The 14317-nt window shown below is 43.9% G+C and carries 14 protein-coding genes, 2 tRNA genes and 1 pseudogene; 7 read left to right on the forward strand and 10 right to left on the reverse strand.

Annotated features, from left to right (window positions below; translation table 11 throughout):
* Window positions 1–9 precede the first annotated feature (9 nt).
* Both trxC and L3V31_RS16855 read left to right on the forward strand, forming a co-directional pair.
* The gene (gene trxC / locus L3V31_RS16850) at window positions 10–444 is read left to right on the forward strand and encodes a thioredoxin TrxC (protein ID WP_237317627.1); all 435 of its coding nucleotides are present in this window, start codon (window positions 10–12) and stop codon (window positions 442–444) included.
* Window positions 445–619: 175 nt separating this feature from the next.
* Window positions 620–1780, forward strand: a complete 1161-nt coding sequence (locus L3V31_RS16855) for an MFS transporter (protein ID WP_237317629.1) — start codon at window positions 620–622, stop codon at window positions 1778–1780.
* 52 nt (window positions 1781–1832) lie between these two features.
* On the opposite strand, the gene L3V31_RS16860 is transcribed toward L3V31_RS16855, so the two are convergent.
* Window positions 1833–2207, reverse strand: a complete 375-nt coding sequence (locus tag L3V31_RS16860) for a nitrous oxide-stimulated promoter family protein (protein ID WP_237317630.1) — start codon at window positions 2205–2207, stop codon at window positions 1833–1835.
* A gap of 146 nt (window positions 2208–2353) precedes the next feature.
* Here L3V31_RS16860 and L3V31_RS16865 point away from each other — a divergent pair, with 146 nt between their 5' ends.
* A complete protein-coding gene (locus L3V31_RS16865; protein WP_237317632.1) occupies window positions 2354–2545 on the forward strand; it encodes a DUF2986 domain-containing protein in 192 nt (63 codons plus the stop codon).
* 57 nt (window positions 2546–2602) lie between these two features.
* On the opposite strand, the gene L3V31_RS16870 is transcribed toward L3V31_RS16865, so the two are convergent.
* Window positions 2603–3352 (reverse strand): siderophore ferric iron reductase, encoded by a 750-nt coding sequence (locus tag L3V31_RS16870; RefSeq protein ID WP_237317633.1) that lies wholly within the window; start codon window positions 3350–3352, stop codon window positions 2603–2605.
* A 397-nt stretch (window positions 3353–3749) separates the two neighbouring features.
* Between L3V31_RS16870 and L3V31_RS16875 the strand changes: the two genes are divergently transcribed.
* Window positions 3750–5081: an anaerobic C4-dicarboxylate transporter gene (locus L3V31_RS16875; RefSeq protein ID WP_237317636.1), complete on the forward strand. Its 1332-nt coding sequence runs from the start codon at window positions 3750–3752 to the stop codon at window positions 5079–5081.
* Between the two features lie 118 nt (window positions 5082–5199).
* On the opposite strand, the gene L3V31_RS16880 is transcribed toward L3V31_RS16875, so the two are convergent.
* Window positions 5200–5688, reverse strand: a complete 489-nt coding sequence (locus L3V31_RS16880; RefSeq protein ID WP_237317637.1) for an NYN domain-containing protein — start codon at window positions 5686–5688, stop codon at window positions 5200–5202.
* Window positions 5689–5807: 119 nt separating this feature from the next.
* Between L3V31_RS16880 and L3V31_RS16885 the strand changes: the two genes are divergently transcribed.
* Window positions 5808–6248 (forward strand): DUF4174 domain-containing protein, encoded by a 441-nt coding sequence (locus L3V31_RS16885; RefSeq protein WP_237317639.1) that lies wholly within the window; start codon window positions 5808–5810, stop codon window positions 6246–6248.
* Here L3V31_RS16885 and cobA read toward each other — a convergent pair.
* The 4 genes from cobA to nirB all read right to left on the reverse strand — a co-directional run bounded on the left by cobA (window position 6245) and on the right by nirB (window position 11143).
* Window positions 6245–7015: a uroporphyrinogen-III C-methyltransferase gene (gene cobA / locus L3V31_RS16890; RefSeq protein WP_237317641.1), complete on the reverse strand. Its 771-nt coding sequence runs from the start codon at window positions 7013–7015 to the stop codon at window positions 6245–6247. The genes L3V31_RS16885 and cobA overlap by 4 nt on opposite strands.
* Before the next feature lie 174 nt (window positions 7016–7189).
* Window positions 7190–8038: a formate/nitrite transporter family protein gene (locus L3V31_RS16895; protein ID WP_237317643.1), complete on the reverse strand. Its 849-nt coding sequence runs from the start codon at window positions 8036–8038 to the stop codon at window positions 7190–7192.
* A gap of 203 nt (window positions 8039–8241) precedes the next feature.
* Window positions 8242–8565, reverse strand: a complete 324-nt coding sequence (gene nirD, locus L3V31_RS16900; RefSeq protein ID WP_237317645.1) for a nitrite reductase small subunit NirD — start codon at window positions 8563–8565, stop codon at window positions 8242–8244.
* Window positions 8566–8578: 13 nt separating this feature from the next.
* Window positions 8579–11143: a nitrite reductase large subunit NirB gene (gene nirB / locus L3V31_RS16905; RefSeq protein WP_237317647.1), complete on the reverse strand. Its 2565-nt coding sequence runs from the start codon at window positions 11141–11143 to the stop codon at window positions 8579–8581.
* Between the two features lie 409 nt (window positions 11144–11552).
* Between nirB and rnk the strand changes: the two genes are divergently transcribed.
* Both rnk and L3V31_RS16915 read left to right on the forward strand, forming a co-directional pair.
* Window positions 11553–11960 carry a nucleoside diphosphate kinase regulator gene (gene rnk, locus L3V31_RS16910; protein WP_237317649.1) on the forward strand — a complete coding sequence of 136 codons (408 nt, stop codon included), beginning with the start codon at window positions 11553–11555 and terminating at the stop codon, window positions 11958–11960.
* Window positions 11961–12158: 198 nt separating this feature from the next.
* Window positions 12159–13130 (forward strand): sensor domain-containing diguanylate cyclase, encoded by a 972-nt coding sequence (locus L3V31_RS16915; RefSeq protein ID WP_237317651.1) that lies wholly within the window; start codon window positions 12159–12161, stop codon window positions 13128–13130.
* A gap of 99 nt (window positions 13131–13229) precedes the next feature.
* On the opposite strand, the gene L3V31_RS16920 is transcribed toward L3V31_RS16915, so the two are convergent.
* The 3 genes and pseudogenes from L3V31_RS16920 to L3V31_RS16930 all read right to left on the reverse strand — a co-directional run.
* Window positions 13230–13303, reverse strand: a tRNA-Cys gene (locus L3V31_RS16920).
* A 16-nt stretch (window positions 13304–13319) separates the two neighbouring features.
* Window positions 13320–13406 (reverse strand) — tRNA-Leu (locus L3V31_RS16925).
* 307 nt (window positions 13407–13713) lie between these two features.
* Window positions 13714–14098, reverse strand: a pseudogene (locus L3V31_RS16930) (ISNCY family transposase); the annotation flags it as partial.
* Between the last annotated feature and the right edge of the window lie 219 nt (window positions 14099–14317).

Here is a 14317-nt window from a genome sequence, read left to right on the forward strand (position 1 = left end):
GAAGAAGTCATGTCATCGTTTAAAACTCGCTGTCCATCTTGTGGCGGTTTAAATCGTGTACCTAACGAGCGTGTTGCGGAAAATGCAACTTGCGGTAAATGTAAAAGCCCCCTTTTAGATGGTGCGCCTATAGAAGGGACAACGGATAACTTTTCCGCTTTATTACAAAGCCCTACACCAGTCGTCGTCGATTTTTGGGCTCCGTGGTGTAACCCATGTGTCGGTTTTGCGCCTGTTTTCTCAGATGTCGCAGAGGAACAGGTAGGAACTGCCCGTTTTGTCAAAATTGACACAGAAGCACAACAACAACTTGCTGCTCAATTTGGCATTCGCAGTATTCCAACCATCATGGTTTTCAAAAATGGACAGCGTGTTGATGTACTCAACGGAGCGCTACCTAAATCTCAGTTCGAACAGTGGTTAAATCAAGCTGTTACTAAGTGACCTATCAAGCCAGCCACCTCTTTTAGCTGGCTTTTTATTCCGTAAAATCACACCTCTTTTTGATAAAAAATATTTGTCGATACGACTCAAATTTATCGTTTTACTTGCAAAATAATTAGCTTCATATTCGCGCCCCATAACTACCCGTAAAACATAAACTAATAGGCGCAAAGCAGTGGAAAACCAAGCCTTCCTTCCAACATCACCACGTGTCACCGTTCCTGTCATCGCATTATCTCTTTATGCGGTGGCTTCTGGCTATTTAATGAGCTTGATACCTTTAATGCTCGGTGAGTACAACATTTCTTCGGACTACGCGAGTTGGTTGGCAAGCGTGTTTTATGGCGGTTTATTAACTGGCGCTATCTTTTTTGAACGTATCGTACGTTCGGTCGGGCACAGAAATGCATTTATTGGTTGCTTGATGGCTTTCTTGCTAACGATTGTTGCGCTGCCTGTATTTACAAATGGCTTAGTGTGGCTAATTGCGCGTTTTATTGCGGGCATTGCTGTTGCCGGTGTTTTTGTGATCGTTGAGTCTTGGCTAATGTCTGGAGACGAAACCTCACGAGCAAAGCGTCTGAGCTTATATATGCTATCACTTTATGGTGGTTCAGCTTTGGGGCAATTCGGTATTGGCGTACTCGGCGTGAGCGGAGGTGTTCCGTTCATCGCGACCACCATGCTAATTTTAATGGCAATATTGGTGCTCAAGTTCGTTGATTGTGAACAGCCAAACAGCCACGAATCAACCGCGTTGTCTTTTAAACAAATTATGAAGCTTAATCATGCGGCAATTATCGGCTGCATCGTGTCTGGGTTAACCCTTGGTGCAATTTACGGCCTGATGCCTGTAGAGTTGATTAATCGTCAAATCAGCCATCAGGAAATTGGAACATTAATGGCATTATTGATTCTAGGTGGTATGGCCGTGCAACCGCTGGTAACGATGTTGAACAAGTACATGAGCCGTACGGTACTAATGGCATTTTTCTGTCTGTTGGGCATGTTTTCTATTGGTATTACGTTTATTTCAACATCAACGGCTGTACTTGCTGCGTCACTTTTCTTATTAGGTGCAGCGACATTCGCTTTATACCCAGTAGCGATTAACCTCGGCTGCGCAGGGCTTGACGAGCGCTTTATTGTTTCAGCGACTCAAGTAATGCTATTTAGCTACAGTATCGGTTCGGTAGCTGGGCCTGTCGTAGCAGACAGCTTCATGGGTCAGGTACACGGGTTGTTAGGCTACTTATTTGCCACTTTGGTCGCGACATGCCTCTACATGTTATTGGCAGCGAGTAAAACAAAACAGCAAATGGCAGCTGGTCTCTGATCAATCATTGCTGAAGCCTGAATACAAAAACGAGAGCAAGCCGCTCTCGTTTTTATTTAATCCGTCGCTTGTAGCGATTCGATGCGTTTGCAGCGGGTTTATCCGGGGCGTCTCGCTTTTCATGAAGCAAATGCCTAATCGCTAATATGGGATGTTTCAGTAGCATTCTTGGCCCAGAATAACGCATCACCAAGCGCATTTGCTCTTTCGGCTCTGGTTTATAACAGTGGATTGGGCATTTATTGCAAGTCGGCTTATTCTCTCCGTAAGGACAGCGGTCAAGGCGCATTTCTGCGTAATCAAGCAAATCACGGCATTCAGTGCAAAGCTCACCTTTCGAACCATGATGAGCCCGACAATATACCTCAACCATCGCTTTGACGGTTTTAAATTCAGTGGCAAGTTTGCCGAGTAAAATATCGCTCATTATATCAGCCAAATTAAAAGTTTATTTACACTCAATAGAAACTAAGATAGTCGCACAGTGGTGAGGTTTTTAATCAGAAACCCATTAAAGTTGTAACTTAGTGGAAAAATCACTATCCTGCCTCGCTAAATTAAAGGACCAGCACCATGAACCGTAAGAAGAAAATCAATCAGATCTTAAAGGCAAAACAGAAAAAACAAAACGCTAAACTGCAAAAGAGCAATAAGCCTCGCTACATTTCAAAGGCAGAGCGTGCCAAAATGGAAGCTGAAGAACAAAACCAAGTGACCGAGTCAGCTGAGCAGAGCGTAAACACACAAGTAAGTGATGAAGAATAAAAGAAGCCGCGCGTAGCGGCTTTTCTATAAAAAAAGAGAAAATATACTAGTTATCAATTAACTGAGTTGATCTTCATCACTTTTTACCGCAATAAGCTTTTTGTTTTCTGCCAACCTAGGGCAATTATCGCAAAGCTTTCGACCTTCACATTTATATACCAGACAGCAACTTTTTCTCACCAACTTCAATGGTTGCGCCACAGATTGCTCATAGAGTGAATGCGCGTTGTTGGTGTCCAAGTCAAGAGCCTGAAGCCAAAGCACGGCATGCTCTCTTATCAAGGTGTTCGTCAATTGCGGAAAGTGCTGCTGTAATCTCACTAATACAGCCAAAATACCATCTGATATTAATTGCTGGGTAAACCCCGGGCGAATTCGAGTCCACTCACTCATTTGATTTTGATAGTAGTCGAAAAGTGCTTTTATCTGAGCGCCCGCAGTGCTTATCAGCGTTTTGTCATCCCCTTGGACAAGGGATTCATCTTGAAATCGATATCCAGTGACAAAACACGGCTTAACAGATTGAGCCATTGCATAAAGGTTCGGTAGCGAATGAAAATGATAGATGGATATCAACGCCACATACACCGGCTGCCAACATAATAAATCCCAAGTTCTCGTCAGCCAATAACCTCTGCCCGCTTCTGGATACGCATCTGAAAGCTGCTGGTATAACTCCTGGATTATTGGGTTAATGTCGTTAGCAGTATGAATCTCGCCTTCGCTTATGCTCCCTAAATCACCATACAGGTAAGGCGTAATAGCATTTGTGGCTTGGAACAGTTGTGGGAAGAATGATTCGGACATGATTATTCAGTTTGATTGTATATAGGCTGTATCTTTATACTCAAACACTAACTCAAATGCAAACCATTCTCTTTATCATCTACACATAAACCATGCGCATTCAATAAAAGTTAGTACCGACAATGCCTATTGAGACATACTTGGTTACGAAAAATCAGGCTAAATCACAACATATATTTAAAGTGCGTCGCATTTTTATGCATTAGCTCGCCAAAATAATAAACACAATGCATACACACCTATAAACGTACATTAACAGATGGAGTCTGTAGCGTGAGTTAATGCTCGTTCTTAAACATTACTTTGTGTCATCTAAGGTAATGTGAACAACATAAAGTACTTTTCCTGAGAATACATAAACAATGGAAGCAATTGTTTTGAATAAGGAAATCTGCTCATGCTGTATCTAGAGTTTCTATTTTTGCTCGTGATGCTATATATAGGCTCACGCTACGGAGGTATCGGCCTTGGGGTCGTTTCTGGTATCGGTCTGGTGATAGAAGTATTCATTTTTAATATGCCGCCGACCTCTCCTCCCGTCACCGTCATGTTAATCATACTAGCAGTGGTTACTTGCGCATCGATCCTAGAAGCCGCAGGTGGTTTGAAATACATGCTTCAAGTTGCAGAGCGCCTACTTCGTAAAAACCCGAAACGCGTGACCTTGATTGCTCCCTTTGTCACTTACACGATGACCTTTTTGCTAGGTACTGGCCATGCCGTGTATTCGATCATGCCGATCATTGGTGACGTCGCACTGAAAAACGGTATTCGTCCCGAGCGCCCAATGGCGGCGGCCTCTGTTGCTTCTCAGATCGCAATTACGGCTTCTCCAATTTCTGCTGCTGTGGTTTACTACTTAGCGCAATTATCTGATATTCAACACGAGATTACCCTACTTTCAATTTTGCTTGTGACGGTACCAGCTACCTTATTTGGTACATTGTTAATGTCACTCTACAGCTTGAAACGTGGTAAAGAGCTAGAAGACGATGAAGAATACCAAAATCGCCTTAAAGATCCGGTATGGCGTGAAAAGATCTTAACCACCACCGCGACATCTTTAGATGAAGTACTTCCGACTAGCGCTCGTAATTCCGTACTCATGTTCATTTCAGCAATCTTGGTTATTGTTGTTATCGCGATGTGGCCTGAAATTCGTACTGTTGTCGATGGTGAAAAGCCAATCAGCATGGCAGTCGTAATCCAAATGATGATGCTCTGCTTCGGCGGTATTATTCTTCTGGCAACGAAAACCGATCCGCGAAAAGTGCCTGATGGTGTCGTTTTCAAATCGGGAATGGTGGCCGCCATTGCAATCTTTGGTATCGCTTGGATGTCTGATACCTATTTCCAATACGCGATGCCGCAATTTAAATCCGGTATTGTTGAAATGGTAACCGACTATCCTTGGACGTTCGCACTAGCGCTATTCATCGTGTCTGTAGTGGTGAACTCGCAAGCCGCAACTGCACGTATGATGTTACCTGTTGGCTTGGGCTTGGGGCTGGATCCTGCCTTGTTGATCGGTTTGATGCCAGCGGTTTACGGGTACTTCTTTATCCCTAACTATCCATCGGATATTGCAACCGTTAACTTTGATACGTCTGGTACGACGAAGATTGGTAAGTGGTATTTCAACCACTCATTTATGGCGGTGGGTTTGATTGGTGTGATTGGTGCTTGCTGCTTAGGTTACGTATTAGGACAAATCATTATCCCATCATAGTTATTCCTATTTGAATGAAGGCGAGTCATTGTACACAAACGTACGCCTGAAATGACTCGCCTTTTTCATGGTTGGAGCTTGATACCCACTTCAGCCATAGTCTCTTCTTTCTTACTGTTTAAAGCAGAAAATTCTCGTCTATTTCAACAAAAGTGTCTGCACAGTCTATAAGCGTTTGAGATGTTAATTTGGGAACACCATAAACGGTAACTTTCTTGCCGTATCGCTGTTGAATACGCTCAACCAGCAAACTAAAGTCACCATCACCGGAAACAAGAATCACGCTATCAACATCAGGCGCAATCTCGATTGCATCTAGAGTAATACCGACGTCCCAATCTCCTTTAGCACTGCCATCACGTCTCTGGATATAAGGCTTTAACATTACCTCAAAACCAACACCTCTGAGAATGTGGTGAAACTGTCGTTGCTTAGGATCATTGCTCGCAATCGCATAAGCCTTAGCGCTGACAACCTCTTTGCCTTGTGTGGCCACATACCAAAACTGGTTGTAATCGAAGTTACTGCGGTAGGCTTCACGACAGGTGTAATACACGTTCTGCACATCAACCAGAATCGCGATCTTTTGTTTACTTTCCAAAGTCATTTCTTTCTATAGATAGTTAGTTTGCTGCCTACCCTAAGCCAGTTTGTAAAAAAGCACAATGAGCCATTTCCACTAAACTTAACGTATAAACGGAAGTGACAGCACAGAAAGGATCAGTAATGAGTAAATCAATCATTTTGATACTGCTTTTAGGCTTGGTATCAACAGCAACCTTTGGCTACCCTTCTTACGCTCAATACTGGCCGCATCGTAGCGTACTTTTCTTCGCGCCAGCGAATGATGCGCGCGTTAAACAGTTCCTACTCGAAACGCTAATGAACGAATGTGAACTTGAAGAGCGTGACGTCGTCACTTTAGTCATTGCCGAAGATGGTTTTACGTTTCCTAAAGGGATAAAAGAGGAACTGGATATATCTGTTTTGTCGAAGAAGTACGGTGTAAAGCAAGGTGAGTACACAGCTATTTTGCTTGGTAAGGATGGATTAGAAAAGTATCGCTGGGGCGCAGAAACCGATTGGCAATTCATCAACGAATTAATTGATGAAATGCCAATGCGTAAACAAGAAATGCAAGCACAGCATAGTCCGTGTAAAATTTAAGCGCTTACCTCTTGAGAAAACCAAGCCAACTTACTATGGAGTTGCGTAACACTTCCAACCACAATCAGCGCAGGACTTTCAGCTTGCGCGGCCAAACTGGATAATTCATTCAATTTACCAACAAAAACACGTTGCTCTGGTCGGGTACCATTTTCAATAATTGCACATGACATGTCTGGCGCTAAACCATGTGTAATGAGCTTGTCCATGATATACCCACTCTGTTTGAGCCCCATATAAAACACTAAGGTATTGTTTGACTGCGCTAATGAATGCCATTCAATCTCCCGACCATCTTTCTGAACATGGCCTGTAATAAATTGAACACTCTGAGCGTGATCGCGATGCGTTAATGGGATACCAGCGTATGCGGTTGCTCCCGCCGCCGCTGTAATACCCGGTACCACTTCATATTTTATTCCGTATTCAGCTAGTTCTTCTAACTCTTCACCACCACGGCCGAAAATAAATGAGTCACCACCTTTTAAGCGAACAACACGTTTACCTTCCTGTGCTTTCTGCACCAAAATCTGGTTAATTTGCTCTTGCGGTACGCAATGAAAATCTAGCTTTTTGCCCACATAGATCATTTCTGCTCGCGCATTAGCTAACGCCAAAATGTCTTTAGACACCAATCGGTCATAGACCACCACATCTGCAGATTGGATCGCTTTCCAACCCTTTACGGTGAGTAAATCCGGGTCGCCAGGTCCTGCGCCAACAAGTGAAACAAAACCGCTGTTTAACGAGGTGTTAATGGTAGTCATAAAATGGCCTATTGAGAAATTTAGGTATAAAGAGTAACACTCTCACTATGCACTTAGGGCTAAAACCACTCTAAGGAGTTATTACTTTTTATCACTAAACGTATAAAATATATTCCGAAAGTTAAGATTAAAGAATGGTCCCCCTCATCGATAAGCGGGACCATAACAAGCGAATTACTTAGCCATTGCAGGCTCTGCTTGTACTTCTGTTTCCGCAGTTAGAGAAGGTGCAGTTTTTGCGTGCGTTAAGTACAGCGGAAGACATGTCATCACTAGACCACCAACAATGTTACCTAAGATGGTTGGGATAAGGTTGAAGTTCAGCCAAGTCGCAACACCAAAGTCAGCACCCAGAATCATACCCAGTGGGAATAGGAACATATTTACTACTGTATGCTCGAACACAAGCGCAAAGAAGATGAAGATTGGAAACCACATCATCGCAACACGGCCAGATACAGAGCGCGCAGTCATATTACCGATCACGCCCAAGCACACCATTAGGTTACAGAAGATGCCGCGCACGAAACACGTGATCCATCCGTCCATTCCCATGTTTTCAAAGCCAAGGCTACGTGCCGTTGATACAGCGATAAATTTTTTCGCCACAGCATTGAGTTCCAATGAGAAGTTACCTGTAAGAGAAATCGCGACTAGGTAAGCTACGATAAGAGAGCCGATAAGATTACCGAGACCAACAAGACCCCAACAACGGAAAATACGACCCCAAGTAATACCCGGGCGGTTAGCAAACTTAGCCAGCGGAGCAAGCCCAAATACGCCAGTGACTAGGTCATAACCCATTACGCTTAAGATGACAAAGCCAACAGGGAAAACCAAAGCGCCTACCACTCCAATACCGGTTTGTACAATGGCCGTAATGGCAACCACAACCGCTAAAGAAAGAATAATACCCGCCATCGTACCGCGTAACAGTAGATCTCGAGTGCTGGTATTGGTTTTTGCTTCACCAACGTTGATCATAGTTTGCACGAACTCAGCTGGTTTAAAGTCTGTAGACATGAACGTGTCCTTATCCAAAAATGAAAGTTAAAAGTTAGAAATTGAATAGAGAAAGACTTCCCAATTACGACTCGCGATTATCGTCGTTATTTGCTAAGTGTTCTTCCAGAAATAACCCTAGAAAACCTTTGCCTATTAAATCTAAGTAATTAGGGGCTGTTGACCCCAGTAAACTCCCTCCTCCGCAGAGGAGGGAGTAACAGCTACGCTTGGATCTCAACCTCTCCGTTGGTAACACGCGTTTTGTACGCTTCCACACTAAAACCTTCGTCTTCCATGCAAACACCCGTTGTTAGATTAAAGCGTTGCTTTTTAAGTGGGCTTGCCACCCAAAGCTCGCCTTGGTGCTGACAAATCAGGCCGCGCGATAACACGTTTGATTGAAAGAACGGGTCTGTATTGCTGATAGCCAATACTTCTTCAGCTTGAGTCGGACGAAATACCGCAACTTGCTGGCCATTAATCAGTGCACAAACACCAGTGCCCGGTACGATATCGTTGATGTGACAGATCTTTTCAAATGACATAATCCACCTTCCCTTATGCTTCAGTCATGGCTACGTGTAGGATGTCGCCTTTCACTTCAGGGTGTTTCTCCGTGAAGGTCGCCGGGCGGTGTTGTTCGCGCTCAGGAATAAACACAACGTTTTCATCGCGTTTATCTGAGTTAATAAAGTGTGCAAAGCGAGTCAGTTGCGATTCGTCATTGATGGTTGCTGTCCACTCACACTCGTACTCATCAACAAGCTTCGCGACGTCGCTTTCCAATTGAGCATTGATACCAAGTTTGTCGTTCACGATCACTTCACGTAGGTAGTCCACCCCACCTTCCATGTTTTCCATCCAAACTGATGTGCGTTGAAGTGGCGCAGCAGTACGGATGTAAAACATCATAAAGCGGTCGATGTACTTAATTAACGTTTCTTTATCCAGATCACTCGCTAACAGATCAGCGTGGCGAGGCTTCATACCGCCATTACCACACACGTACATGTTCCAACCAGCATCTGTTGCGATGATGCCTAGGTCTTTACCTTGCGCTTCAGCACACTCACGAGTACAACCAGACACGCCAAACTTCATCTTGTGCGGAGTACGAATGCCTTTGTAGCGGTTTTCGATGAATGAGCCTAGGCCAACCGAATCTTGAACACCGTAACGACACCACGTTGAACCCACACACGTCTTCGCCATACGAAGTGCTTTTGCGTACGCTTGACCGGTTTCGAAGCCCGCATCGATTAGCTTGCGCCAGATCTCTGGAAGATCATCTTTTTGAGCACCAAACAAACCAATACGTTGAGCGCCCGTCACTTTGGTGTATAAGTTGTACTCTTCTGCGACAGCTGCTAGCGAGCCTAAGGCTTGAGGTGTTACTTCACCGCCAGCCATACGTGGAATCACAGAGTAAGTACCATCTTTTTGAATGTTACCCAGGAAGTTATCGTTGGTATCGTGTAACTTAACCAGTTGTGGTTTAAGAATATGTTCACCCCAGCAAGACGCCAGAATAGAACCGGCAAGTGGCTTACACACTTCACATCCGTAGCCTTTGCCGTACTTCTCTAGTAGCTCATCGAACGTTTTAATTTCTTCAATACGAATAAGGTGGAACAGCTCTTGACGAGAGTACGCAAAGTGTTCACATACGTCGTTCTTCACTTCAATACCAGACTTAGCAAGCTCAGAGTTCAATACTGAAGTCACGAGAGGAATACAACCGCCGCAACCTGTACCCGCGCCTGTTACTGCTTTAATGTCTGCTAGCGTGTGGTTACCGTCAGCAACAGCTTGGGCTATCTTGCCTTTTGTTACGTCGAAACATGAACAGATCACGGCGCTTTCTGGCAGCGCATCCGCACCTAATGCAGGTTTCTCAGCACCTGCGTGTGCAGGGAGGATTAGCGCATCAGGGTGATCTGGCAGGTCGATTTCGTTCAACATAAGCTGCAACAAATCACCGTAGTCAGATGTATCACCGACTAATACTGCACCAAGCAATTTCTTGTTATCTGCAGAGACAATCAGGCGTTTGTATACTTCTTGCTCTTCGTTTTGGTAAACGTAGCTCTTACAGCCTTCAGTGCGGCCATTTGCATCGCCGATTGAGCCTACTTTTACACCCAGCAGTTTAAGTTTCGCAGACATGTCTGCGCCCTGGAATTTACTTTCTGTGTTACCCAATAGGTGATCAACAGCGACGGTTGCCATCTTATAGCCTGGCGCCACAAGACCATAGAACATGCCGTTCCACGAGGCACATTCACCGATTGCGTAAATGTGTTCATCTGACGTTTGGCAGTGATCATTAACTGCAATACCGCCGCGTGTACCCACTTCAAGTTCCATTTGACGAGCGAGTTTGTCTTGCGGGCGAATACCTGCTGAAAAGACAATGAAGTCCGTTTCTAGCTCAGTGCCATCGGCAAAGCGCATCACGTTACGCGCACTGTTACCTTCCGGCGCAATCTCGAGTGTGTTTTTGCTGGTGTGAACATTCACACCCATGCGCTCAATCTTTTGACGAAGTTGATTGCCACCCGCAAGGTCCAGCTGTTCTGCCATTAGCTTTGGAGCGAATTCAACGACGTGAGTTTCCACACCAAGTGCTTTTAACGCACCTGCTGCTTCAAGACCTAGCAGGCCACCACCGATGACCACACCTGATTTGCTATTCTTCGCACACGCTTCGATCGCTTTTAGATCTTCGATAGTACGATAAACAAAGCAATCTTTACTTTCATGGCCTTTGATAGGTGGAACAAAAGGAAATGAGCCAGTCGCTAGAATCAACTTGTCGTATTGAACTTCACGACCTGTATTTGAATAAACAATACGGTTTTCACGGTTAACGTTGATAGCACGTTCGCCTATCAGCATGTTGATGCCGTGTTTCTGGTAGAAGCCTTCTTTTACCAGAGAAAGTTCGTCGGCAGTGTGATGTGAAAAGTAAGAGGAAAGGTGCACACGATCGTATGCGACACGAGGTTCTTCGCAGAAAACGGTGATATCTAGCTCAGAGACATCCGCTTTCTCGACTAAGTCTTCAATGTAACGATGCCCTACCATACCGTTACCGATGACTACTAGCTTCAACTTGCTCATTATAATTCCTAAGGGTTAGGTTTTTATCACTGAGCTCATTGTCATTTGTGTAAGAAAATTAATACATGATGTAAATCAATTACAATTTCAAACTACCCTAAAGGGGTAGATGCCTTTATTTGTCGCGGAGTTTCAACAAAATACCGTAATTTAGAAACATTAAAATGACCATTAAAAACAACATTAAGTATAATTTACTTCATTAGTTTGTACGTCCCTTCACACTTGTAAACCTTTTGATTTCTATATAAAAATCAATCTTATCAATAAAAATCTTTTACTAGCTAATAGGTTGTATAGAGACTAAAATCAGAACTCATGTGCTTAATTCATATGATATAACCCCTATTCGACATATAAAAGCCGTCCCATATTTATGAGACGGTCTTTTGTTTTTTGGAGTCATAAAATGTCAGGAAGCAACCCTATCTATATATCAAATATAGATATCAATAGAATCACAGCGATGCTGGACAAGATGCCAAGTGTCGCAGCTGAACTCGTCAAACTGGAAGAAGAACTTGATAGAGCAATCGTTCTTGAACCAGAAGAAATGCCAGACAACGTGGTTCGCATGAACTCCACCGTAGAATTTAAGTTCTCTGGTGACGAGAAAGTGCTAACTAGAACGCTTGTCTACCCGCAAGATCTGAAAAGCAGTGACGATATTTCGATTTTCGCTCCAGTAGGTAGCGCGTTAATCGGTCTCTCTATCGGGCAAAAACTCGACTGGCCAATGCCAAATAAACAAACGAAAACCATTGAGATAGTCAATGTTACCTATCAATCTGAGCAAAGTGGTGCCCTAACTCGCTAGCCTCAGTTGTCCCGGTGCAAAGGAACGTCAATAACTTTGCACCAGGAGCGCCTCTCCTGCCTGCCCACTTTCCTGAGCCCTTTTAGAGGCATGTTCTAAGCCATTCGCTAATATTTCCTCTTAATTCAATGATACGGAATAGAAAACTTTCACTATGTTTCGTATATTGAATGCATCGATAACCGTCATAGCTGGAACATGGAAGCGTATTTAAAGCGAATAGAGCAATTAGAAAAAGAGAACGAACAACTCAAACGTCAAAATGCTCGCCTGCAAGAAAAGCTGAACGCCGCACTCGACAGCAATGGACTTTGTCTGTGGGAGCAACATATCCCCTCTGGCACATTAACGATATTCAATATGCAGTGGGGCAAAATGTTGGGCTATCAGCCTAACGAACTGACCGCAACGGTCGAAACCTGGAAAAACAACCTTCATCCAGAAGATTACGACCTCGCGGTCGGTGCATTTGAGGATCATCTGGCAGGAAAGACCGACCTTTACCAAGTTGTACACCGCATGATTCATAAAGACGGGACTGACAGCTGGGTTTCCGACAGAGGCCGGATTGTAGAGTACGCAGATGATGGCTCCCCACTTCGCATGATGGGCACCCACATCGACATTACTAATGAAAAACGCTATGAGCAGCAACTGGCAAAACTTGCCAATAGCGATCCGCTTACCGGGCTACTAAACCGAAGTGCCATGGAAAAATGCTTCAAAGAAAATGCGGACCTTTGCCAATCAATTAAACGCTCTCTCATATTTTTCGATGTGGATAATTTTAAAACCGTCAACGACGAACTGGGTCACCACGCGGGTGATAGTTTATTGATTAGTATTTCGAATAGTCTCAAAGAACTCACACCAACTGACGCACAAATTGCTCGGATCGGTGGTGACGAGTTCGTAATCCTATGTAAAGAGTCCTCTAGAAAAGAACTGGGTGAGTTGTGTGATCGACTGTTAACCTGCGTGCCTTCCACCATGCAGTCCATCATAAATCTAGACTCTGAAAACGCACTGAACGTTGGATTAAGTATTGGTGTGTGTATTTTCCAGGCAAGTACGGGTAACTTCGAAGAGATATATCAAAAAGCCGATGCTGCCATGTATGAGATTAAGAAGAATGGCAAGAATGGCGTCGCATTTATCGAGCTCACTTAACTTACTGACAAGTTGAGATAGTCATTACTCGATAATTGCACACCTGCATAAAACAGCAGGTACAAAAAAACCAGTCATAAAGACTGGTTCTAAGAATTTTGGAGGCGCCTCCCGGAGTCGAACCGAGGTCCACGGATTTGCAATCCGCTGCATAGCCACTCTGCCAAGGCGCCTTTTTAGATTTTTTGATGGTGCCCCGGGCCGGACTTGAACCGGCACAGCGCGAACGCCGAGGGATTTTAAATCCCTTGTGTCTACCAATTCCACCACCAGGGCAACGCAATCATGCGATGGTAACACCACCCTCTCAACGACCTTCGCCGTGAGAACGAGGCGTACTTTAACCTATTGAGATTACCCGTCAACAAAAAAGTTATCTTTTTGATTCAAATGGTTAAAATCCGTTCCGCAGAGATTAATAGGTAAACATTTCGCACAATGAATAAACACTAGCCAGGAGTTACATGCTCTTTTTTGTACTCCCCCCATCAGAGTCTAAAGCGCGCTAGGCAAGTCCTTTTCTCAGAGAAGAGTTGGCAAAACTGATTTCTACCTCGAACTCTTTACAAGCCCACTGCATTTAATTGAAGTACAGCGTTTAGCGCCACCATAAATGTCTGCTTTATCGGCATAGAGCGACTTAAGTATCGATCGCTGATCTAAATATGCATTCATAACTTTCATGCAGCCCTCTGTAGTTACAAATGGAAAAGCTCGGCATGCTTCTTAGTGGTTACATTATCCACAATCGCGATACTCCTTCCATTTTCAGGATGAGGCTAAAGGACTCCATGATTTATAGATACTTTATGTTCTGGCTTCGACACCGTTTTGGAGAGTTTTACATGAGGGATAGTATCATACGCCTAGGCTCTTAACGTCTCACGTTTGATGAACAGCCCTTCATTTTTAGCGAGCAGCTCAGTAAGGTACTGAAAATTAAAGTCGTGATATTTGGTTTGTATAACACCCTGAATGTTTCTGACAAACTTCTGAAATTTAAATCACCTTTCTCTGTTGATAAAATGAACAATAGCGAGGTATTATCCACAGCCTTTATTTGATCTATGCCTTATCAGATAACGAATTGAGTACTGGCATCACTATTGAAATATATGTTAATGGGTTTTGTCGAAAATGTCGCATATCATCCGGTCATTGCGTAAAAAAATAATCAATTCATCGAT

The sequence above is a fragment of the Vibrio sp. J1-1 genome (assembly GCF_021728395.1).
Lineage (GTDB): Bacteria > Pseudomonadota > Gammaproteobacteria > Enterobacterales > Vibrionaceae > Vibrio.